The sequence below is a fragment of the Pseudomonas pergaminensis genome, assembly GCF_024112395.2.
Classification (GTDB): Bacteria; Pseudomonadota; Gammaproteobacteria; order Pseudomonadales; family Pseudomonadaceae; genus Aquipseudomonas; species Aquipseudomonas pergaminensis.
The window spans coordinates 342,051-361,789 of the sequence record NZ_CP078013.2 but is presented as its reverse complement, the minus strand read 5'-3'; the positions used below and the strand labels follow the sequence as shown (position 1 = coordinate 361,789).

Here is a 19,739-nt window from a genome sequence, read left to right as displayed (position 1 = left end):
TTTCAGGAAATCTGTTTTATTTGACGCCAGAAACCCGTTTCCCCGCCCTGGATACAATGTAACGATCAGGGCACTGACGTAGGCCGTCGGGCGTTATACTCTGCGGCTAAATTTTGAAATCGACATACAAGGACTCGCCCATGAAAGCGTTCGGCAAAATCCTGGGTCTGGTACTTCTCGGGCTGTTGCTGATCATTGTGGCTCTGGGTTTTGCCCTGACCCATCTCTTCGATCCCAACGACTATAAAGACGAGATTCGCCAGATTGCCCGCGACAAGGCCCACATCGAGCTGACGCTCAATGGCGACATCGGCTGGAGCCTGTTCCCCTGGCTCGGCCTTGAACTGCACGAAGCCAGCGTGGCGACCCTGACTGCGCCGACCCAACCTTTCGCCGACCTGCAGATGCTCGGCCTGTCCGTGCGCGTGCTGCCGCTGCTGCGCCGCGAAGTGCAGATGAGCGACGTGCGAGTCGAAGGCCTGAACCTGCGCCTGACCCGCGACAAGCAAGGCCATGGCAACTGGGAAGACATCGGCAAGAACGTGACCGAGGCGAGCGCTGGCAGCCCGGGTTCGGTTGAGCCGCCTCGCGAGGCTGAACCGGAGAAGCCGGCTAAACCCATCCGTCTGGACATTGATAGCCTGACCGTCAACAACGCCCGCGTTGAATACAACGATGAGCAGACCGGCAAGCAGTTCAGCGCCGAAAGCATTCAATTGAGCGCCGGTGCGGTGCACGAAGGCGCCAGCATCCCGGTGAAACTCACCGCCTTCTTCGGCAGCAACCAGCCGGTGATGCGCGTCAAGACCGAGCTCAACGGCAACCTGCGCATCCAGCGGGCGCTCAAGCGTTATCAGCTTGAAGACATGAAGATCACTGGCGAAGCCACGGGTGAGCCGCTGCAGGGCAAGACCGTGACATTCTCCACCCAGGGCCAACTGCTGGTGGACCAAGCGGCCAATATTGCCGAATGGACCAACATGAAGCTGTCGGCCAACCAGTTGCGCGCCTTGGGCGAACTGAAGGTCAACGATCTGGACAAGACCCCGCAGCTCAGCGGTGCCCTCTCCATCGCCCAATTTGACCTGGCCAAATTCCTCGACAGCGTCGGCCACCCATTGCCGCCGATGGCCGACGGCAGCCTGAGCAAGGTCGAGTTGGTCAGCCGCCTCAAAGGCACGCCGACCAGTGTGGCCCTGGAAGACCTGAACCTGAAACTCGACGGCAGCACCTTCACCGGCCGCGTCGCCGTGGACGATTTCGCCAAGCAATCCCTGCGCGTTCAGCTCAAGGGCGACACCTTCAACGCCGACAACTACCTGCCCGCCAAATCCGAATCCGCCAAGGGCGCCACCGCCGCACGCCAGGCCGAAGTGCAAAACAGCGAAGCCGGTGCCATGGCCGCCGGCGGCACCACGCCACTGCCCGACGCCCCGACCAAAGGGGCCTGGAGTACCGACAAACTGCTGCCATTGGCGCGTCTGCGCACGCTGGATGTGGACGCCGACCTTGCGTTCGGCCAACTCACCCTGAGCAAGTTGCCGATCCAGAATGCCGCGCTCAAAGCCTCCGGCCTCGATGGTCAGCTCAAGCTCGACACCTTGAGCGGCGGTCTCTACAACGGCAGCTTCCAGGCCAATGGCACGCTTGATGTGCGCCAGGATATCCCCGTGCTTGCGCTGCAAAGCCGGATCAAGCAGGTGCCGGTCGAGCGCATCCTGCAAGCCCAGGGGCAAACCCCGCCGGTGAAAGGCCAGATCACCCTCGACAGCAACCTCACAGGCCGTGGCAATAGCCAGAAAGCCCTGATCGACAGCCTCAACGGCACCGCGAGTTTTGTGATCAACAACGGCGTGCTGCTCAACGCCAATCTTGAGCAACAACTCTGCACCGGCATCGCCCTGCTCAATCGCAAGACCTTGAGCAGCACGCCGCAAGGCAAGGACACGCCGTTCCAAGAGTTGAAGGGCAACCTGACCTTCCGTAACGGGGTCGCCAGCAACCCTGACTTGAAAGTGCGCATCCCAGGCCTGACCGTCAACGGTAACGGCGACGTCGACCTGCGCGTGCTGGGCATGGACTACCGCGTCGGCATCATCGTCGAAGGTGACCAGCGTGAAACGCCAGATCCCGCCTGCCAGGTGGGCGCCAACTTCCAGGGCATCGAAGTGCCGCTGCGCTGCCGTGGCCCGCTGGAACTGGGCGCCAAGGCATGCCGCCTGGACAAGGACGGCTTGACCCAGGTTGCCATCAAGGCGGCCGGCAACAAGCTCAGCGACAAGCTGGAAGAGAAGCTCGACAAGGTGAACCCGCAGCTTAAAGACGCGCTGAAGGGCCTGTTCAAACGATGAGAAACGAGCAATTTTCAGAAGCCGTACTCAATTGGTACGACCGCCACGGTCGTCATGACCTGCCCTGGCAACAGGGCATCACGCCTTATCGGGTGTGGGTCTCGGAGATCATGCTGCAACAGACCCAGGTGAGCACCGTGCTCAATTACTTCGACCGTTTCATGGCCTCGCTGCCGACGGTCGAAGCCCTGGCCGCTGCACCGGAAGACGAAGTGCTGCACCTGTGGACCGGCTTGGGTTACTACACCCGGGCACGCAACCTGCAAAAGACTGCAAAGATTATCGTGGCCGAGTACGGCGGCGAGTTTCCCAAAGATGTCGAGAAGCTCACCGAGCTGCCGGGCATCGGCCTGTCCACCGCCGGTGCGATCGCCAGCCTGAGCATGGGCTTGCGTGCGCCGATCCTCGACGGCAACGTCAAGCGCGTCCTGGCGCGATTTACCGCACAGGAGGGCTACCCCGGCGAGCCCAAGGTGGCCAAGCAGCTGTGGGCCACTGCGGAACGCTTCACGCCCCATGATCGCGTCAATGCCTATACCCAGGCGATGATGGACATGGGCGCCACCCTCTGCACCCGCAGCAAACCCAGCTGCCTGCTATGCCCGCTGGAGAAAGGCTGCGAAGCCCACATGCTCGGCCTGGAGACGCGCTATCCGATCCCCAAGCCGCGCAAGACTATCCCGCAGAAGCGCACGCTGATGCCGCTGCTGGCCAATGCCGAGGGTGCGATCCTGCTTTACCGTCGCCCTTCCACGGGCCTGTGGGGCGGCCTGTGGAGTTTGCCGGAGCTGGATGACTTGCAAGACCTGGAACACCTGGCCAACCAGCACGCGTTGGAACTGGGCACGCAGCAGGCGCTGCCGGGGCTGATCCACACCTTCAGCCACTTCCAGCTCGCCATCGAACCCTGGTTGGTCCAGGTCGAAGAATCCGCCCATCACGTGGCCGAGGCCGACTGGCTCTGGTATAACCTCGCCACCCCGCCGCGCCTGGGCCTTGCCGCCCCGGTGAAAAAACTGCTGAAGCGCGCGGCCGACGTATTGAATGCAGGAGTGTCGTCATGACCCGCACCGTAATGTGCCGCAAGTACAAAGAAGAATTGCCAGGCCTGGAACGCCCGCCGTATCCAGGCGCCAAGGGCCAGGACATTTTCGACCATATCTCTGCCCAGGCCTGGGGCGACTGGCTGAAACACCAGACTCTGCTGATCAACGAAAAGCGCCTGAACATGATGAACGCCGAAGATCGTAAATACCTGGCGGGCGAGATGGACAAGTTCTTTTCCGGCGAGGAATACGCCAAGGCCGACGGCTACGTGCCGCCTGCTCAATAATTGATCAAAAACCGGGGTCGGCACGTAAGCGACGGTAATAATTAAATATTTTTTGAAAACTTGCTTGACGACCCCCTGAAAAACCCGTTTAATGCGCCCCGTTGCCCAGATAGCTCAGTCGGTAGAGCAGGGGATTGAAAATCCCCGTGTCGGCGGTTCGATTCCGTCTCTGGGCACCACCTTCAGCTTTCAGGTGGTGTCAACATCACGTGAAAGCAATCAAGAAACCCGCCTAGTGCGGGTTTTTTGTTGCCTGTGATTTTTATCTCCGAGCAGCGTCCGCCGAACTCAATCGCAAACCGGGCGCCCTCCTCGTTCGACTCAAGCTGCCGATTCACTTCAGTAAAAATACCATCAGCGGGTTGTCATTCAACCGCCCTTCAAACCTTGGCGCCAACTGCTCCAGAGGCGTGCCTTTCAACAACGCGGTTTCCTTGCGCGAGACGATCACCCAGGCTGGCCGAGGCAAAGCTTCCAGTCGCGCGATCTCGCTGCTTGCGATGAACACCGGGTACTCATCGTGATCCAGGTTCATCACGTAGCGCACCGCCCAGGTGTCCCGGCCCAGGTTGATAAACACCAGCGGCCCCGGCTGAGCGCCTCGCAGCGCCTCGACTCGGCCGACAAATTGCCGGGTATCGAATTGCAGATCCTTCGCCGGTTCAACCACCGTCACCAACAGCAGCCATTGCGCGGTCAATGCGATCAGGCTGAGCCACACCAGCCGCCCCACCCGACGCCAGGCGATCAGTGCCGCGATCTGCAGCACCACCAGTCCGCCGATCAGCAGCGGTAGCGAAACGTCAGGCCAATAACCATGCTTCTGCCACCCATGCCGACAGACAAGGACTACAACCACGCACAACGCCGGCAGCGCTGCGACAAGCCATTCGTAGGTGCGACGCACGCCAACGAGCCAACCTTGCGCCTGGAGAAGCCCATAGGCGGCGACAGCGGCGAACATCGGCACCATGGGCAGGATGTAATAGGCGCGCTTGAAATGCGGCACCGACAGCCCGAGCAAAATCATCAAGCCGCAGGCCCCTAGCCGCACCACTAACTGCATATCGCCCGCGAACCGCTCGGACCAGCGATGACGCAGCGCAATCATTGTGGCCAGCGCCAACGGCACCACCGGGAAGTAGCGGTACAAACTCAGCTGGAAGTAGAAATAGAACGGCTCACCGGTCTCATCGAGGCGCCCGCCCACCTGCATCTTGAACACCTCATCGGCAAAGGCATCACCGCCACTGACGCGCGCCAACTTCACCAGCACCCACCAACAGGCCGCCAGCAATACCAGGCCCATGACACCGTGGATCAGCACCTGCCTGACCCGCTCACCAGGCTTGCCCAGTGCCCAATAGACGCAGACCACGCCACAGACCTCGATCAAGCCCAACGGCCCGCGTATCGCAAAGCCCAGGATGAACAGCGGGAACACCGCAAGCCGCCGCCAGCGTCCGCCGCTGTGCAGCAGGTAGAAACTGCCGACACACAACAACGCCACCATCTGGTCCAGGCACACCGACCGGGATTTTTCCAGCAACTGAGTGGTGAGCAAGGTCAATAACACCGTGAGCAGCGCCCACTGGCGATTCGCCGGGACCAGCAGGCGATACATCACCGCCACCACCCCAGCGGACGCCAGGGCGGTGGGCAATACGTTCGCCAAATGATTCGGCGCGCCAAACAGTCGGGCAAACAAAAAGCTGAAGAAGGTCGCAGTGCCGGGGTAATCCGCGTAGGGCTGCCCGTAGGTGGTCGGGAAAAAACTCGCGCCATGGCGAAACATTTCCTGCAGGAACAGCGCCCAGCGCCCGTCAAAACCCTGGGGCTGCTGATCCCAGATGCCGAAGGTGAACAACACAAGAGCAAACAGAAAAATGCCCAGTGACTCCAGGCGGAAACGGTTGCGGTGATCCATCGGTTGACCTGTCAGGTAAGGGGCGCCGACTTATGGTGCAGACCGCCCTGCTGAATAGCGCCTGAACAAACCTGAAGATTGCCGTTTTTACCGACCTGCGGGCCACACCCACCTAGGGATCAACCGAACGTAAATCAACTCACCAACGAGCTCGACCAAGGTTTGCAGGATCACCGCAGTCGCCGCCAAGCCACGCACATCCTCGGGCAGCGCCAGCGCCAAGGGCAGCACCACCAACGAGTTACGCGTCGAAGCGCTGAACGTCACCGCCCGCGCCGTAGCGGCGGGGAGCGCAAACAGCCGCGACGCCATCGCACCCATCAGCGGTGCCAACAACAAAAAGCCGATATACACCGGGATCACCGGCAACAGCAGGCTCATATCCCGCACCACCGACGTGATGTGTGAGGCGATCACCACAAACAACACCAGCGCCATCGCCGGCACCGGCAACCACGCCCAGGCACTGCTCCAGACACTGACCATCGATGATCGCCGTGCCAGCGACACCGTGACCACCGCCAGAATCATCGGCACCACGATCAACAAGAGGAACGCCTCTACAAACGGCTGCGCCTGGACGACCACCTCGGATTGCGCGCCGAGCATCAGGCTCAAATAGAGCGGCAACAGCGCCAACTGCAGCAGCAATAGCACCGGCGTCGCCGCCAGCATCAACCGCGAATCGCCCTTGCCGATGTGGGTGAACACCACCACGTAGTCGATGCACGGCGTCAGCAATACCAGCAACGCCCCCACCAACAGGACCGGGCGACCCACCAGGCTTTGGGTCAACGCCCACACCAGTAAGGGAACGAGGATGAAATTGGCCAGCAACAATGCCGACAGGAAGCGCTTGTTGCCCAAGCCTTGGCGCAGGTCCAGGAAGGGGATTTGCAGGAACATCGCGTACATCAGCACCGCGATAGCGGGGGTGACCAACGCGCTGAGGCCGTGGGCGAATGGGGGCGCGAGCAGGCCGAAGACGACGGCCAGCAGAACGGCGGCGAAATAGACCGGGATCTGGTTGTGTTCGAGGGCGTCGCGCGTCATAAGGCTGGCTCGGATGGATCATAAGGCCGACAGCCTAAGCACCCAGGGCGGCAAGGTCGAGCACCCTGACAATCTGCGCAATCACGATGCGCGAAATTTGTTAAGTTCGACGCCTTATAAAAAAGCGCGCGAGCCTGCACTCCCTCACTTGAGGCGCAAGGACCCAATAGCCCTATGAACCTTCCAACCCGCCCCACCCTGGACGCTTTCCACGAGCCTGCCGCCGACGGCTACATGCTGGGCGGCTTTACCTGGCGCCACCCGCGCACCGACCTTGAACGTCCGGTCGTCATCATCAATGCCGCCACCTCCGTGCGCTGCCGTCACTACTCCCGCTTCGCCGATTACCTGTTCGCCAACGGCTTCGACGTCATCACCTACGACTACCGTGGCATCGGCGAATCCCGCAGTGGCTCGCTGCGCGGCTTCAAAGCCTCGTGGTCGGACTGGGGTGTATTGGATTTCGAGGCGATGTTGCAGCGAGCACAGCGGGAATTTCCAGGACAGCCGATTGATGTCGTTGGCCACAGCTTCGGTGGCTGCGCGGCCGGGCTCGGGGCGTCGGGTGCGGTGATCCGGCGGATGGTGACCGTGGGCGCTCAGTTTGCGTACTGGCGCGACTATGCGGCGAGCGTGCGTTGGCGGATGTTCGCCAAGTGGCATGTAGCGATGCCGCTGGTGACAGCGCTGTGCGGGCACTTCCCCGGCAAGCGCCTGGGCTGGCTGGAAGACACACCCGCGGGCGTGGTGCGAGACTGGAGCACGCCGTCGCCCAGGTATGAAACGCGACCCAGCGGGCGAGACCTGGGCGAACTGCCATTCAGCCGCGTGAAGGCGCAGATACTGGCGATCAGCATCACCGATGATCCCTTCGGAACCGTAGCTGCCATTGAACGACTACTGGGTTACTTCGACAGCAGTGAGTGCACTCACCTGCGCATCGCGCCTGAAGACATAGGCGAAAAGGAAGTCGGACATTTCGCATTTTTTCGCAGCGAGTATCAGGACCGGCTGTGGCCGATTGCGTTGGCGTGGCTTCAAAACGACCCATCAACTGCAGATACCCTTGGGATTTCCCCCAACCTGCGCTTCAATACTCCACTCAGACCCAGAACCCTAGGACGTTGAGCCCATGGCCTCGCCGAACAAGCAGCAAAAACGCGCCCACCGGGCAAAGGCCAAGGCCAAGCAAAACCGTACCCAGCGCGCCGTCGCGACCAAGCCGGATGCGTTTGCGGGTGATGACAGCCGCATCGACCTGGAGTCAGTGGATTTGACTGAGCTGTTTGTAGAGATGCGCACCGCAGGCGAGACCAGCCAGCAGGCGCTGTGCGCCGTATTCCTGGCCCATCCCTTGCTGGCACTGGTGCTTGAGCAGGAAGGCGAAGAGGAAGCCACCGACTTCATTCTTGCGGCATTGATCGAGTACCGGCAGTGGGCCACGGACACCGACGATGAAGCCGCCGCACTGGCGTGGATCGAGTCGCCGCAATTCCAGGCGGATTACGTTGCGGCCTCCCAAGCGTTGACCAGTTCGCAAGCCTGACGCAGAACCAAATGTGGGAGCGGGCTTGCTCGCGAATGCGGAGTGTCAGTTAACAGATTCATCCACTGATACACCGCTTTCGCGAGCAAGCCCGCTCCCACATTCTTTACCGCACGCCGTCAGTTCAGTACGGCTGCACCCGCTCTCTGCGCCTTGCGCCGGCTGGACACAAACAACCCCGCCGCCACCACCAGCACGCTCAGCACACCGGTCGCGATGATCTCGACCCGGTGCGCTTCCTGGAACAGCATGATGGTCAGCGTACCGACGATGAACACCATCACCGCGTAGGTCAGGCCTGGGAACAGCCACATCTTGAAGACAATCTTCTCGCCCGCCGCCGTGCGTTTCTGGCGCATGCGCAGTTGCGACACGGCGATCACCAGGTACACCAGCAATGCGATGGCGCCGGAGCTGGCCAGCAGGAATTCAAATACCGCAGCCGGGGCCACGTAGTTGGCGAACACCGCCAGGAACGCTGCGCCGGTGGACAACAATACCGCCCAGTAAGGCGTGCCGCTCTTGTTGGTGCGCTTGGCCACGGCCGGTGCGTCACCGCGACGGCCCAGGGAGAACAGCATGCGCGAAGCGGTATACAGCGCCGAGTTCAAGCAACTGGTCACGGCGACCAGTACCACCAGGTCGACGATCAGCTTGGCGTTCGGGATGCCCATGCGCTCAAGCACAGTCTGGTAGGAACCCACGGCCGCCAGGGTCGGGTCATTCCACGGCACCAGGGACACCACGATGAAGATCGACAGCAGGTAGAACAAACCAATCCGCCAGATCACCGAGTTGGTGGCCTTGGTGATTTGCTGGCCTGGGTTCTTCGATTCAGCGGCGGCAATGGTGACGATCTCGGTGCCCATGAACGAGAACATGGTGGTCAGGATCGCCGCAAGGACTGCACCCATGCCGTTTGGCATAAAGCCTTGGGTGTCGAACAGATGGGAAACACCGCTGACCTGGCTGGTCGGCAGGAAGCCAAAAATCGCGGCCAGGCCCAGGATCACAAAGCCCACGATCGCCACGACCTTGATCAACGCAAACCAGAACTCGAATTCGCCGTAGTTCTTCACGCTGAACAGGTTGGTTGCTGTCAGCAGCAAGGTGATGATCAGGGTGAAGGCCCAGATGGCCACATCCGGGAACCAGGCGTGCAGGATAGTCGCGGCAGCGTTGGCCTCCAGCGGAATCACCAGCACCCAGAACCACCAGTACAACCAACCGATGGTAAACCCGGCCCAGTGACCGATGGCGCGGTCGGCATAAGTAGAGAACGAACCGGTGTCCGGCGACGCCACGGCCATTTCGGCCAGCATGCGCATCACCAATACCACCAGCGTACCCGCCGCGGCGTACGCCAGCAGTACAGCCGGGCCGGCGGCAGCAATCGCGTGGCCGGAGCCGACAAACAAACCGGCACCGATGACGCCGGCAATCGACAGCATGGTGACGTGACGCGGTTTGAGCCCCTGTTCGAGGTCATTGGAGCTTTGCGTACTACTCATTGACACACCTTTGCGAGGAATTGCGAAAACGGTCGGCCCGGCCCGGGATCTTTCTCGTGAAAAGAAACCAACAGGGCGTTCTTTATTTTTTACGCAAGATTTGCGCCAAAATGTTACAGAGCCGCGATTGACGCGGGTTGTAGGACGATTCAACAACCGTCGCAAGTCATTGAGAACAATGGCATTCCGCTATAGCGTTACCGTGCGACCCACATATACGACGAACAAACGCACCATAAACACACACAAAAAGTACGTGACGCCCCACAAAAGGGCTGATATGCACCGTTTGCCCGGTTAACCCTTCCAACACCCGGCCAAAGCTGGCACCATCGCGCCCTTTTTTACGCGAAGCCTGTGGTATTTCGGGTTCAAACGGCTGTTCGGTTGTTGATGGCGCGACACGCTGCTGTGCCGATGCGACACCCTGCCGCACACCACCTGATTACCGCCCGCCACGCTGTTGGCTGCCGTCAAGACGCTATGCTAGCTTGGCGCCTCGCCAGGAAGGCGGCCCAACAGCGACGATCGCAACGAACACAATGAGGACCCCACATGGCCGAGGCCGCGCCCGCGCTTGAAATCCGCAACTTGCATAAACGCTATGGTGAGCTGGAGGTACTCAAAGGTATCTCGCTGACCGCTCGCGACGGCGATGTGATCTCGATCCTGGGTTCCTCCGGTTCCGGCAAGTCCACCTTCCTGCGCTGCATCAACCTGCTGGAAAACCCGCACCAGGGCCAGATCCTGGTGGCCGGCGAAGAACTCAAGCTCAAGGCTGCGAAAAATGGCGAGCTGATGGCCGCCGACGGCAAGCAGATCAACCGCCTGCGCAGCGAAATCGGTTTTGTGTTTCAAAACTTTAACCTGTGGCCGCACATGAGCATCCTCGACAACATCATCGAGGCTCCTCGCCGTGTGCTCGGCCAGAGCAAGGCCGAGGCCATCGAAGTCGCCGAAGCCCTGCTGGACAAGGTCGGCATCGCCGACAAGCGCCACGCCTACCCCGCGCAATTGTCCGGCGGCCAGCAACAACGGGCGGCCATTGCGCGCACCCTGGCGATGCAGCCTAAAGTCATCCTGTTCGACGAGCCGACTTCGGCCCTTGACCCGGAAATGGTTCAGGAAGTACTTAATGTGATCCGCGCGCTGGCCGAAGAAGGCCGCACCATGCTGCTGGTCACCCATGAAATGGGCTTCGCCCGCCAGGTGTCCAGTGAAGTGGTGTTCCTGCACCAGGGCCTGGTCGAAGAGCAAGGATCGCCACAGCAGGTGTTTGAAAACCCGCTTTCGGCGCGCTGCAAACAATTCATGTCCAGCAACCGCTAACGGAGCAACATGCATGCAGAACTATAAAAAATTCCTTCTGGCCGCGGCCGTCTCGATGGCGTTCAGCGCCACGGCCATGGCAGAAACCTTGAAAATGGGGATCGAAGCGGCTTACCCGCCGTTCAACAATAAAGACGCCAGCGGCAACGTCGTCGGCTTCGACAAAGATATCGGCGACGCCCTGTGCGCCAAGATGAAGGTCGAGAAGTGCGAAGTGTATGTGTCCGACTGGGACGGCATCATCCCGGCCCTGAATGCCAAGAAGTTCGACTTCCTGGTGTCCTCGCTGTCGATCACCGACGAGCGCAAGCAGGCCGTCGACTTCACTGACCCGTACTACTCCAACAAGCTGCAATTCATCGCGCCTAAAGCCACCGCCGACTTCAAGACCGACGCCGCTTACCTCAAAGGCAAAGTCATCGGTGCACAACGCGCGACGTTGGCCGGTACTTACCTGGAAGACAAGCTGCCGGATACCGAAGCCAAGCTGTACGACACCCAGGAAAACGCCTACCTCGACCTGACGTCCGGTCGCTTGGACGGCATCCTCGCCGACAAGTACGTGCAGTACGAATGGCTTAAGAGCAAAGACGGTTCCGCCTACGAGTTCAAGGGCGATCCGGTTGTAGAGAGCGACAAGATCGGTATCGCCGTACGCAAGGGCGACCCACTGCGCGAGCGCCTGAACAAAGCCCTGGCAGAGATCAAGGCAGACGGCACCTACAAGAAGATCAACGACAAGTACTTCCCTTTCAGCATCGAATGATCTGAACGGTATGCCCGGCGCGCTCAGTTGAGCGCGTCGGCTTTTTGCAATGCCTGCCGCGATATGAAAACACCATGAATTTCGATCTCTACGGATTCGGCCCGGCGCTTGCCGCTGGCGCGCTGATGACCGTCAAACTGGCGCTCACGGCCCTGTGCCTGGGGCTGGTGCTCGGCCTTGCCGGGGCCCTGGCCAAGACTTCGCCGTACAAGCCGCTGCAATGGGTGGGCGGTGCTTACTCGACTATCGTTCGTGGCATTCCCGAATTGCTGTGGGTGCTGCTGATTTATTTCGGCACGGTCAACCTGATGCGTGCCCTCGGTGAGTTCTTCGGCGACCCCGACCTTTCCCTCAGCGCCTTTGCCGCCGGTGTGATCGCCCTGGGCCTGTGCTTTGGCGCCTATGCGACGGAAGTGTTCCGTGGCGCGATCCTCGCCATTCCCAAGGGCCACCGCGAAGCCGGTGTCGCGCTGGGGCTGTCGAAGTTCCGGATCTTCACCCGGCTGATCATGCCGCAGATGTGGCGCATCGCCCTGCCCGGCCTGGGCAACCTGTTCATGATCCTGATGAAAGACACCGCGCTGGTATCGGTGATCGGCCTGGAAGAAATCATGCGCCATGCGCAGATCGGCGTGACCGTCACCAAGCAGCCTTTCACCTTCTTCATGGTCGCCGCCTTCATGTACCTGGGCCTGACCGTACTGGCCATGACCGGCATGCACTTCCTGGAAAAACGCGCCGCCCGCGGCTTTGCGAGGAGCACCCAATGAGCGGCGACTACAGCTGGCTGGCGCATTTCGATCTGGGCCTGAACTGGGCCGTGATCATCAAGTGGCTGCCCAAATTGGCGCAGGGCGCCACCCTGACCCTGGAGCTGGTAGCCATTGCAGTGATCGCCGGCCTGCTGCTGGCAATCCCGCTGGGTATCGCCCGCTCTTCACGGCGCTGGTATATCAGTGCTGTGCCTTATGCCTACATTTTCTTCTTTCGTGGTACGCCACTGCTGGTGCAGTTGTTCCTGGTCTATTACGGCCTGGCGCAGTTCGACTCGGTGCGCGGGAGTTTCATGTGGCCCTACTTGCGCGATCCGTTCTGGTGCGCCACTGCCACCATGACCCTGCACACCGCCGCCTACATCGCCGAGATCCTGCGCGGCGCGATCCAGGCCATTCCGCCGGGCGAGATTGAGGCGGCGCGCGCACTGGGCATGTCCAAGCCCAAGACGCTGTTCTACATCATCCTGCCGCGCGCCTCGCGCATCGGCCTGCCGGCGTACAGCAACGAAGTGATCCTGATGCTCAAGGCCAGCGCCCTGGCCAGTACCGTCACCCTGCTGGAATTGACCGGCATGGCGCGGACCATCATTGCCCGTACCTATTTGCCGGTGGAGATCTTCTTCGCCGCCGGCCTGTTCTACCTGTTAATGGCGTACCTGCTGGTACGCGGCTTCAAACTGCTGGAACGCTGGCTACGCGTCGATGCCTGCCAAGGACGTTGAAGCACGCTTCCAGGCGCTGGATGCGTTTCTGATCGAGCACCAAGGGCTGTGGAAACCACGGCCCTTTACTCATCTGCACTTGCCGTGGGAAACCCAGCACCCCGCACTCGCCCAGTGGCTGCGCCAACGCTCGTTGGACGATGCCGAAGCCAGTCACAACCATCCTCACGACCTGCCGGCACCGGCGCCTTTTCCACAGCTCGCTGCGCAGGCTCGTCAGCTCAGTGCTGTGGATAAGTTAGCGACGCATCCGCTGCCCACCGCTCGCCATCGCTTGAACGTCGATGTGCCGGGTCGCAAATGGGAACAGATAGAAGCCTTTGGCGCTGCACTGCAGTTTGCGCAGACGCCCACGCATTGGCTGGACTGGTGCGCGGGCAAGGGCCACCTGGGTCGCCGCCTGCTACAAGACGATCAGGCCCTGACGTGCCTGGAGTATGACCCGGCGTTGATCGCTGCAGGCCAGGCCTTGAGCGACCACCACCGTTTGGCCGTTACCCATCGCCTGCAAGACGTCATGACGCACGTTGAGATTGACCCTGAACACACGCCCGTCGCCCTGCACGCCTGCGGCGACCTGCATGTGCGCCTGCTGCGACTGGCCAGTGCGGCCGGCTGCAAACAACTGGCCCTGGCGCCCTGCTGCTACAACCGCATCCATGCCGACATCTACCAGCCACTGTCCCACGCAGGCCGTGCCTCACACCTGCAACTGTCGCTGGATGACCTCGGCCTGCCGCTGAGCGAAACCGTCACCGCCGGCAAACGCGTGCGCTGGCGGCGGGACATGTCCATGGCGCGGCGCCTGGGTTTCGATCAGCTGCAACGTGAACTGCGCGGTCTGGACGAGTACCTGCCAACACCCTCCCTGCCGGCCGGTTGGCTCGACAAACCCTTCGCGGACTACTGCCGGGAGCTGGCAAGCCTCAAAGGCTTATCCACAGGTGAACAGGATTGGGCGGCCCTGGAAGCACACGGCTGGCATCGCCTGGCCGAGGTCAGGAACCTGGAATTGCTGCGTGGTCTGTTTCGGCGCCCGCTGGAGGTATGGCTGGTGCTGGATCGGGCGCTATTTCTTGGCGAAAACGGCTACAAGGTCGACGTAGGCACCTTCTGCGAACCCGCATTGACGCCGCGCAACCTGATGGTGCTTGCCGAGCGCGATTAAGAGGCAAAATTGTCGCCGTGCAGCCTGTGGATAACTCTGTTGATGGATTCTTTACGGAGCCTGTAGCCATCTACGCTACAGGGCAAAAGCCAGGCTGGTCATTTTTTGTTCACAAAATAAAACGCACGTAAAACAGGCAGTTGCGGTGTGATGAGAACGCCTCCACAAAAGGGCTGTTTGATGACACCGACATCCAACCGATTGTGCATAAGCATCTGGCGTTAACCGTATAAAGCGCGATTTATAGGTGTTTTCTGCGTGCGATCAACAGGCGGCAAAGCTCATTGATATCGTCTCCGGCCAAGGTCAATTCCTGGCTGTCCAAGGGGTCGGCGCCAAACGCCAATGCCTCGCTGATCGCCATGTCGCGGTGCACTTCCAGTGGTTCTTTAGCGCCCAGGCGCTGCTTGAACGCCTCGACCATATCCAGGCTGAAGGCATTGTCTTCATCCAGTTGGTTGAGCACAAAATGAACGTGGGGTGGATGCTCGCGCTCAAGGTGCGGCGCCAGCAGCCCGTCAAGCTGGTCCAGGGTGCCCAGGGAGGCGGCATCGGCCTGGGCGATCACCAACACCACATCGGCCACGCTCAAGGCTTGATGGAAATAGACGTTGTTACCGGCAGGGGTGTCGATGATCACGGTATGACGGGCGCTCAGGTCCAAGGCGGCCAGGCGTTGCGCCAGCCAGTCCGGCTCATGCTTGAGCCAGCGTTGCAGGTCATCCTGCTGGCGCAGGTCGGTGTCGCCAAAGGTAATCACGCGACTGCCGACAAAGCCGGGTTGTTGGAGCGTGTCCCAATGCGCATTGCGTAGGCTGGTCGGGCCGATACCCGGCGAACTCGGGCTGACTCCGAAGTGCATCCGCAGGGCGTTCTGTGGGTCCAGATCGATGGCGACCACCGACTCGCCCAGACGCTGCAGGCCGCTGCTCAACGCTGTGGCCAGGGTACTGCGCCCCACTCCACCATTAACCGACACCAACGCCACCACACACGGACGCCGCAACGCCTTATCCACCGGCTGGGACTGCGCACTTGCACTGGGTGTTTGCGGGGGGAACGGGGTGCCGTCATCCACAGGGATGCTGCCAAAAAAATGCAAGCGCGCATTCAATCCCTGGACGTCACGGCTGACATCCTTGCCAAGCAGCACGAGAAGGCCATCGGTAAAGCTCATAGCGAATTCCTCATCACGGCGAAGCTCAAAGACGTGAGAAGGTCAGCTGATACGACTGCTTACCGCAGGTCTTTTTGTGGTCGCCCTAGTGCAGGCAGTCTGCTTCAAGCGCATAAAAGTGTCATTATTTTGATGATGTGGTTGTCTATTTTTTAGACAAACGGCAGATCGTCAAATTACTGACCAATGTTGATCGAATCGTAGGGCGTTTGCAGATCCCGCTCTGGAATTTCCCAAATCAGTAATTTTGGTGGTGTTTGCTTGAAGGCCGGACTTTCAAAGTAAGCCTTGGCCGCGCCCGAGAATTCCCCCCCGTCTTTGCTGAAATTACCCACAGGCGCATTCAGGGCCTTTTGCAGGAAACCGACGAAATTGGAATTACGCGAGAACGAGGTGCCGATCAGCGCCACATTGGGCAGGCCCGCGTCGCCAAACAGGTCGTCGGCATTGCTGGTGGCGCCTGCGGTTTCATGCGCCGTGCTGGCCGCGACCGACTCGACGGGCGGCTGCAGCTTGGGCGGCAACCAATCGAGACCGGCCAGCCGCACCAGGTCACCTGGGCGCACGGCGAGCGGCGCCTGGGTGATGTCGAAGCTTTGCTCGGGCGTGGCCTTGATACCGTGTTGCTGGATACGCTGCGCCAGGGCCTGGGCACCGGCGTTAGCGCCGGTTTCGCTCCAGTGGGTGTCCGTGCGCAGATAGGCTTCGGCGCCCAAGGGCTTGAGTGTATCCGTGAGGTCCAGAGCAGAAACACCAGCCGCTTGCAACGCGGCGGTCCAATCGCGGATTCGACTATCGAGCACGGCTGGACGGTACAGGCCACAGCGCTGGGCGGCGGCGATGCGGCTCTTGTCCGGTACCACCACCACTTGCAGGTCGATGCCTTTGTGACTCAGTTGTTTTTGCAGGTCGATCACCGCCTGGGCCTTGGTCTGGGCATTGCCCTCGGCATGGCGGTTGATGCGCAGCTCATCGCTGATAAACAGCCAGCCGGGGCAACCCGGACGCACGCGCGGCCCTGTGTCGCCGAACACCAGCCAGCTGCCGCCGCGCTCCAGGTTGGCGGCCTGGATCGCCATCGGCGCCTTGGCTAGTTCCTTGGCAAAACGGTGGGTCAGGTCGCCATGAAGCAACATGTCGCTGTCGACCTTGGCCGGCACATAACTGATCGGCCCCTTCACCATCAGCCAAGCGCAGGACAACAGCCCCGCCGCCAAAAAGGGCACCAGCACCCAGGCCGCCAGGGGGCTGGTGCGAACGGCCAAGTCGCTCGGTGGAGTCGGCGCGGTAGGAGCAGGCATGGTCGGGCGTCCTTAGAACTGAAAGTACAGAAACGGTACGGCGTCGCGGCTGGCAATCAGCGCAAACGACAACACAAACCCCGCCACCGGCCACAGTGAAGCCGCCAGGACAAACCACGGCTGGGTGCCGAAACGCTGTTCGCAACGCACCTGCCAGATCGGCGCAATGATGCACACCAGGCCCAACAAGGCCGCCATGCCGTGGGCCGGGCGCATGGCCACGGCCATCGCGTCACCCAGGCCCATGCCATGCATACCGAACTGGCCGGCGTACAGGGTCAGCGCCGAGTGGAAGTCCGGCGCGCGGAACAGGGTCCAGGCCAGGCACACAAACAGCAAGGTGAGGATGTGCGACAGCACCGGCGGAATGCTCGGCAAGCTCGAACGCGACCACGCACGGTCCACGCACAACGCCACGCCGTGAGCCGAACCCCACAGCAGGTAGTTCCAACTGTCGCCGCCGTGCCACAGGCCGGCGATCGCCATGGTCAGGAATAGGTTGCGATAGGTGCGCCACACGCCATCGCGGTTACCACCCAGGGCGATGTACAGGTAGTCGCGCAACCAGCTGGACAACGACAAATGCCAGCGCCGCCAGAAGTCCTGGATGCTGCTGGCCAGATAGGGCCGGTTGAAGTTTTCCGGGAAGTGGAAGCCCAGCATCAGGCCCAGGCCGATGGCCATGGCGCTGTAGCCGGCGAAGTCGAAGAACAGTTGCAGCGAATACGCCAGGCAACCGATCCAGGCGTCCACCAGGCTTGGGTTCTCCAGGTGAAAGGCAATGTCCACCAGCGGCGACAGGGTGTCGGCCACCAGCACTTTCATGCCCATGCCGATCATGAAGCGCCGCGCGCCCAGGGAGAAATTCGCCCAGTTGAAATAACGCTGGTTCAGCTCGCGGCGAACCCAGTCGTAACGGATGATCGGACCGGCAATCGAGTGCCCGAACATCGAGATATAGGTGGCGTAGTTGATGAAGCTGCGCTCCACCGGCACCGTGTGCCGGTGCACATCCACCAGGTAGGAAATCGCCTGCAACACGATGAACGACAAGCCGGCCGGCAAGGCCACGCGTTGCCAGTCCAGCGGCATCGCACCGTACCAAGTGATCACCTCGCTCACAGTGCCAGCGACGATGTTGGCGTACTTGTACCAACACAGCACCGCCGTGTTGAACACGATCAACGCGATCAACAGGCGCACCCGGCCTTTGCCGTCCTCACGGGAGCGGTCCACCAGCAAGCCGCCGACCCATGCCACCACGGTCAACACCATGTGCAGGAACAGGAACAACGGGCTCAACCAGCCGTAGAACAACCAGCTGCCGATCAACAGGATGACGTTGCGCCAGCTCGGACGAGCCAGGGCGTAGATCAACAGGAAGGCCGGCAGGAACAGCGTGAGGAATTCGAGTGAGGCAAAGACCATGGTGGTTCGGGCCTGATCAGTTAGCGAGCGAATCAGGCGCGAACAACAACCGTGAGCCCGTGGCGGATGGCAGCGCCAACACGCTGTAGCGTTCGCCGGCCTTGAGGCTGAACGTCAGCGGCTGGCCAACCGGCGCCCCCGCGCACTTGAGCTGCACCGACAGTTCCACCGGGTTGATCATGCGGCGCTGCACCGAACCTTCAACAACCTTTTTGAACAGCTCGGCCTTCTGTGCCACAGCTTCCAGACTGGCGTCGGCGCACGCGGCGTCGGCGTTGATGAACGCCAGGGAGGCTTTCAGCGCATTGAAATCATCCGGTTGCTCATGGATCACCACTTGGCGAATGCCGCCTTTGGCATCCGTCACCGCGACCACCGTGGCAAACTCGCCCGGGGCCACGGTGACGCTCAGGTCAGCCGTCTTGTCGCCCTGGCTCAACACACCCTTGATAGGAGCACTGCCGCCCGATACCGGCAGGTAGTCGGAAACCAGCTTGTCGCCCGCCAATACCAGGCTGGCCTTGGAACCGTCGGCGACCAGTTCCAATTCGCTGGCGGTGCCATTGGCAAACCGCAGGAACGCCGAGTCTTTTTCCGGCCCGGTGGGGTACAGCGGAATGTCGGCGCTGTAGGCGCTGACACTGGCGAGCAAGGTCGCCAGGCCCAGAGTGATGCGCTTCATCACTTGGCTCCTTTCACGGCATCCGCCGGCAATGCCGACAGCGCGCCGCCGATGGCCTTGGCCCACTTCTGGTAGCCGTCGATGGTGAAATGCTGGCCGTCAGTGGTGATCCACTCGCCCGGTTTGGAGAAGGTCAGCGAGTCGATGTAAGTGCATGGCGCCACATTGGTTGCCAGGAACGACGACATCAACTTGGTGCGCGCGTCATCCTTCTTGTACATGCTGCCGACCTTGCCCCAGGCCGGGCCTACCCATACGCATTTGGTGCCGGTTTCGCTGACAGCCTTGGTCAGTGAGGTCACACTCTTCCACGCCCAGACTTTTGGGAACTGCGGGTCCGGGTAGGAGGCCATGGTGTCGCCGATGATGATCACCACGAGGTCCGGCTTGTCCTTGGCGATCAGGTCCTTGACCGGCGTGGTGCTCATGGCGTTTTTGCCGAACACCTGAGGTTTGCCACCCGGCAACTGCTCGGCACCACAATCGACTTTCTTTGGCACGACCCAGTCGGCTGCACCGGCGCCGCAGGCACCGATGGTGTGCACCTTGGCGCCTTGGGCGGTGAGGTTGGCTTGCAGTGGGTCCAGCAAATGGTCCGGGAAGCTCAAGTGGCTTTCACCGAGTACCAGCAGGGTCAGGCCGGCAATTGCAGAAACAGGCATGGATGAC

Annotated in this window: 18 protein-coding genes and 1 tRNA gene; 11 read left to right on the top strand and 8 right to left on the bottom strand. The window is 61.1% G+C overall.

Going from position 1 to position 19,739, the window contains the following annotated elements; genetic code table 11:
• Positions 1–140: 140 nt before the first annotated feature.
• From KUA23_RS01635 to KUA23_RS01620, 4 genes are all read left to right on the top strand, one after another.
• Positions 141–2,351: an AsmA family protein gene (locus tag KUA23_RS01635; RefSeq protein ID WP_252993359.1), complete on the top strand. Its 2,211-nt coding sequence runs from the start codon at positions 141–143 to the stop codon at positions 2,349–2,351.
• Positions 2,348–3,415, top strand: coding sequence for an A/G-specific adenine glycosylase (gene mutY, locus KUA23_RS01630; RefSeq protein ID WP_078046451.1), 1,068 nt, complete (start codon positions 2,348–2,350; stop codon positions 3,413–3,415). The genes KUA23_RS01635 and mutY overlap by 4 nt, the downstream gene beginning before the upstream one ends.
• Complete coding sequence (locus KUA23_RS01625) at positions 3,412–3,684, top strand: oxidative damage protection protein (protein WP_100491698.1); 273 nt, start codon at positions 3,412–3,414, stop codon at positions 3,682–3,684. Before mutY ends, KUA23_RS01625 begins: the two co-directional genes overlap by 4 nt.
• Positions 3,685–3,787: 103 nt before the next feature.
• Positions 3,788–3,863 (top strand) — tRNA-Phe (locus KUA23_RS01620).
• A gap of 155 nt (positions 3,864–4,018) precedes the next feature.
• On the opposite strand, the gene KUA23_RS01615 is transcribed toward KUA23_RS01620, so the two are convergent.
• Together KUA23_RS01615 and KUA23_RS01610 are read right to left on the bottom strand one after the other, a co-directional pair.
• Complete coding sequence (locus KUA23_RS01615; RefSeq protein ID WP_100491699.1) at positions 4,019–5,611, bottom strand: ArnT family glycosyltransferase; 1,593 nt, start codon at positions 5,609–5,611, stop codon at positions 4,019–4,021.
• An 87-nt stretch (positions 5,612–5,698) separates the two neighbouring features.
• Positions 5,699–6,664, bottom strand: coding sequence for an arsenic resistance protein (locus KUA23_RS01610; protein ID WP_252993358.1), 966 nt, complete (start codon positions 6,662–6,664; stop codon positions 5,699–5,701).
• A 174-nt stretch (positions 6,665–6,838) separates the two neighbouring features.
• Here KUA23_RS01610 and KUA23_RS01605 point away from each other — a divergent pair, with 174 nt between their 5' ends.
• Both KUA23_RS01605 and KUA23_RS01600 read left to right on the top strand, forming a co-directional pair.
• The gene (locus KUA23_RS01605; protein ID WP_099491336.1) at positions 6,839–7,792 is read left to right on the top strand and encodes an alpha/beta hydrolase family protein; all 954 of its coding nucleotides are present in this window, start codon (positions 6,839–6,841) and stop codon (positions 7,790–7,792) included.
• 4 nt (positions 7,793–7,796) lie between these two features.
• The gene (locus tag KUA23_RS01600) at positions 7,797–8,210 is read left to right on the top strand and encodes a hypothetical protein (protein ID WP_078046446.1); all 414 of its coding nucleotides are present in this window, start codon (positions 7,797–7,799) and stop codon (positions 8,208–8,210) included.
• 119 nt (positions 8,211–8,329) lie between these two features.
• Here KUA23_RS01600 and gabP read toward each other — a convergent pair whose 3' ends face one another.
• A complete protein-coding gene (gabP, locus tag KUA23_RS01595; protein WP_078046445.1) occupies positions 8,330–9,721 on the bottom strand; it encodes a GABA permease in 1,392 nt (463 codons plus the stop codon).
• 555 nt (positions 9,722–10,276) lie between these two features.
• Here gabP and KUA23_RS01590 point away from each other — a divergent pair.
• From KUA23_RS01590 to KUA23_RS01570, 5 genes are all read left to right on the top strand, one after another.
• Positions 10,277–11,050 (top strand): ABC transporter ATP-binding protein, encoded by a 774-nt coding sequence (locus tag KUA23_RS01590; protein WP_078046444.1) that lies wholly within the window; start codon positions 10,277–10,279, stop codon positions 11,048–11,050.
• 13 nt (positions 11,051–11,063) lie between these two features.
• Positions 11,064–11,816: an ABC transporter substrate-binding protein gene (locus tag KUA23_RS01585; RefSeq protein ID WP_003187758.1), complete on the top strand. Its 753-nt coding sequence runs from the start codon at positions 11,064–11,066 to the stop codon at positions 11,814–11,816.
• Between the two features lie 74 nt (positions 11,817–11,890).
• Complete coding sequence (locus KUA23_RS01580; protein ID WP_099491340.1) at positions 11,891–12,586, top strand: ABC transporter permease; 696 nt, start codon at positions 11,891–11,893, stop codon at positions 12,584–12,586.
• 38 nt (positions 12,587–12,624) lie between these two features.
• Positions 12,625–13,314, top strand: coding sequence for an ABC transporter permease (locus KUA23_RS01575; RefSeq protein WP_078050854.1), 690 nt, complete (start codon positions 12,625–12,627; stop codon positions 13,312–13,314).
• Entirely contained in the window at positions 13,295–14,482 is a 1,188-nt protein-coding gene (locus tag KUA23_RS01570) for a methyltransferase (RefSeq protein WP_252993357.1), read from the top strand. Before KUA23_RS01575 ends, KUA23_RS01570 begins: the two co-directional genes overlap by 20 nt.
• A 241-nt stretch (positions 14,483–14,723) precedes the next feature.
• On the opposite strand, the gene bcsQ is transcribed toward KUA23_RS01570, so the two are convergent.
• From bcsQ to KUA23_RS01545, 5 genes are all read right to left on the bottom strand, one after another.
• Entirely contained in the window at positions 14,724–15,659 is a 936-nt protein-coding gene (gene bcsQ, locus KUA23_RS01565; protein WP_078046441.1) for a cellulose biosynthesis protein BcsQ, read from the bottom strand.
• Positions 15,660–15,835: 176 nt separating this feature from the next.
• The gene (locus tag KUA23_RS01560) at positions 15,836–16,960 is read right to left on the bottom strand and encodes an alginate O-acetyltransferase AlgX-related protein (RefSeq protein ID WP_346356368.1); all 1,125 of its coding nucleotides are present in this window, start codon (positions 16,958–16,960) and stop codon (positions 15,836–15,838) included.
• Positions 16,961–16,972: 12 nt separating this feature from the next.
• Positions 16,973–18,388, bottom strand: a complete 1,416-nt coding sequence (locus KUA23_RS01555; protein ID WP_078046439.1) for an MBOAT family O-acyltransferase — start codon at positions 18,386–18,388, stop codon at positions 16,973–16,975.
• A gap of 16 nt (positions 18,389–18,404) precedes the next feature.
• A complete protein-coding gene (locus KUA23_RS01550; protein ID WP_252993356.1) occupies positions 18,405–19,070 on the bottom strand; it encodes an alginate O-acetyltransferase AlgF in 666 nt (221 codons plus the stop codon).
• On the bottom strand, positions 19,070–19,732 hold the full coding sequence (locus KUA23_RS01545) for an SGNH/GDSL hydrolase family protein (RefSeq protein ID WP_078046437.1): 663 nt from the start codon (positions 19,730–19,732) through the stop codon (positions 19,070–19,072). The genes KUA23_RS01550 and KUA23_RS01545 overlap by 1 nt, the downstream gene beginning before the upstream one ends.
• Positions 19,733–19,739: the final 7 nt, after the last annotated feature.

Excerpts from the sequence above, each read along its gene's own strand:
- KUA23_RS01635 (WP_252993359.1), top strand. The coding sequence starts at position 141 with ATGAAAGCGTTCGGCAAAATCCTGGGTCTGGTACTTCTCGGGCTGTTG.
- mutY (WP_078046451.1), top strand. The coding sequence starts at position 2,348 with ATGAGAAACGAGCAATTTTCAGAAGCCGTACTCAATTGGTACGACCGC.
- KUA23_RS01625 (WP_100491698.1), top strand. The coding sequence starts at position 3,412 with ATGACCCGCACCGTAATGTGCCGCAAGTACAAAGAAGAATTGCCAGGC.
- KUA23_RS01615 (WP_100491699.1), bottom strand. The coding sequence starts at position 5,611 with ATGGATCACCGCAACCGTTTCCGCCTGGAGTCACTGGGCATTTTTCTG.
- KUA23_RS01610 (WP_252993358.1), bottom strand. The coding sequence starts at position 6,664 with ATGACGCGCGACGCCCTCGAACACAACCAGATCCCGGTCTATTTCGCC.
- KUA23_RS01605 (WP_099491336.1), top strand. The coding sequence starts at position 6,839 with ATGAACCTTCCAACCCGCCCCACCCTGGACGCTTTCCACGAGCCTGCC.
- KUA23_RS01600 (WP_078046446.1), top strand. The coding sequence starts at position 7,797 with ATGGCCTCGCCGAACAAGCAGCAAAAACGCGCCCACCGGGCAAAGGCC.
- gabP (WP_078046445.1), bottom strand. The coding sequence starts at position 9,721 with ATGAGTAGTACGCAAAGCTCCAATGACCTCGAACAGGGGCTCAAACCG.
- KUA23_RS01590 (WP_078046444.1), top strand. The coding sequence starts at position 10,277 with ATGGCCGAGGCCGCGCCCGCGCTTGAAATCCGCAACTTGCATAAACGC.
- KUA23_RS01585 (WP_003187758.1), top strand. The coding sequence starts at position 11,064 with ATGCAGAACTATAAAAAATTCCTTCTGGCCGCGGCCGTCTCGATGGCG.
- KUA23_RS01580 (WP_099491340.1), top strand. The coding sequence starts at position 11,891 with ATGAATTTCGATCTCTACGGATTCGGCCCGGCGCTTGCCGCTGGCGCG.
- KUA23_RS01570 (WP_252993357.1), top strand. The coding sequence starts at position 13,295 with ATGCCTGCCAAGGACGTTGAAGCACGCTTCCAGGCGCTGGATGCGTTT.
- bcsQ (WP_078046441.1), bottom strand. The coding sequence starts at position 15,659 with ATGAGCTTTACCGATGGCCTTCTCGTGCTGCTTGGCAAGGATGTCAGC.
- KUA23_RS01560 (WP_346356368.1), bottom strand. The coding sequence starts at position 16,960 with ATGCCTGCTCCTACCGCGCCGACTCCACCGAGCGACTTGGCCGTTCGC.
- KUA23_RS01555 (WP_078046439.1), bottom strand. The coding sequence starts at position 18,388 with ATGGTCTTTGCCTCACTCGAATTCCTCACGCTGTTCCTGCCGGCCTTC.
- KUA23_RS01550 (WP_252993356.1), bottom strand. The coding sequence starts at position 19,070 with ATGAAGCGCATCACTCTGGGCCTGGCGACCTTGCTCGCCAGTGTCAGC.
- KUA23_RS01545 (WP_078046437.1), bottom strand. The coding sequence starts at position 19,732 with ATGCCTGTTTCTGCAATTGCCGGCCTGACCCTGCTGGTACTCGGTGAA.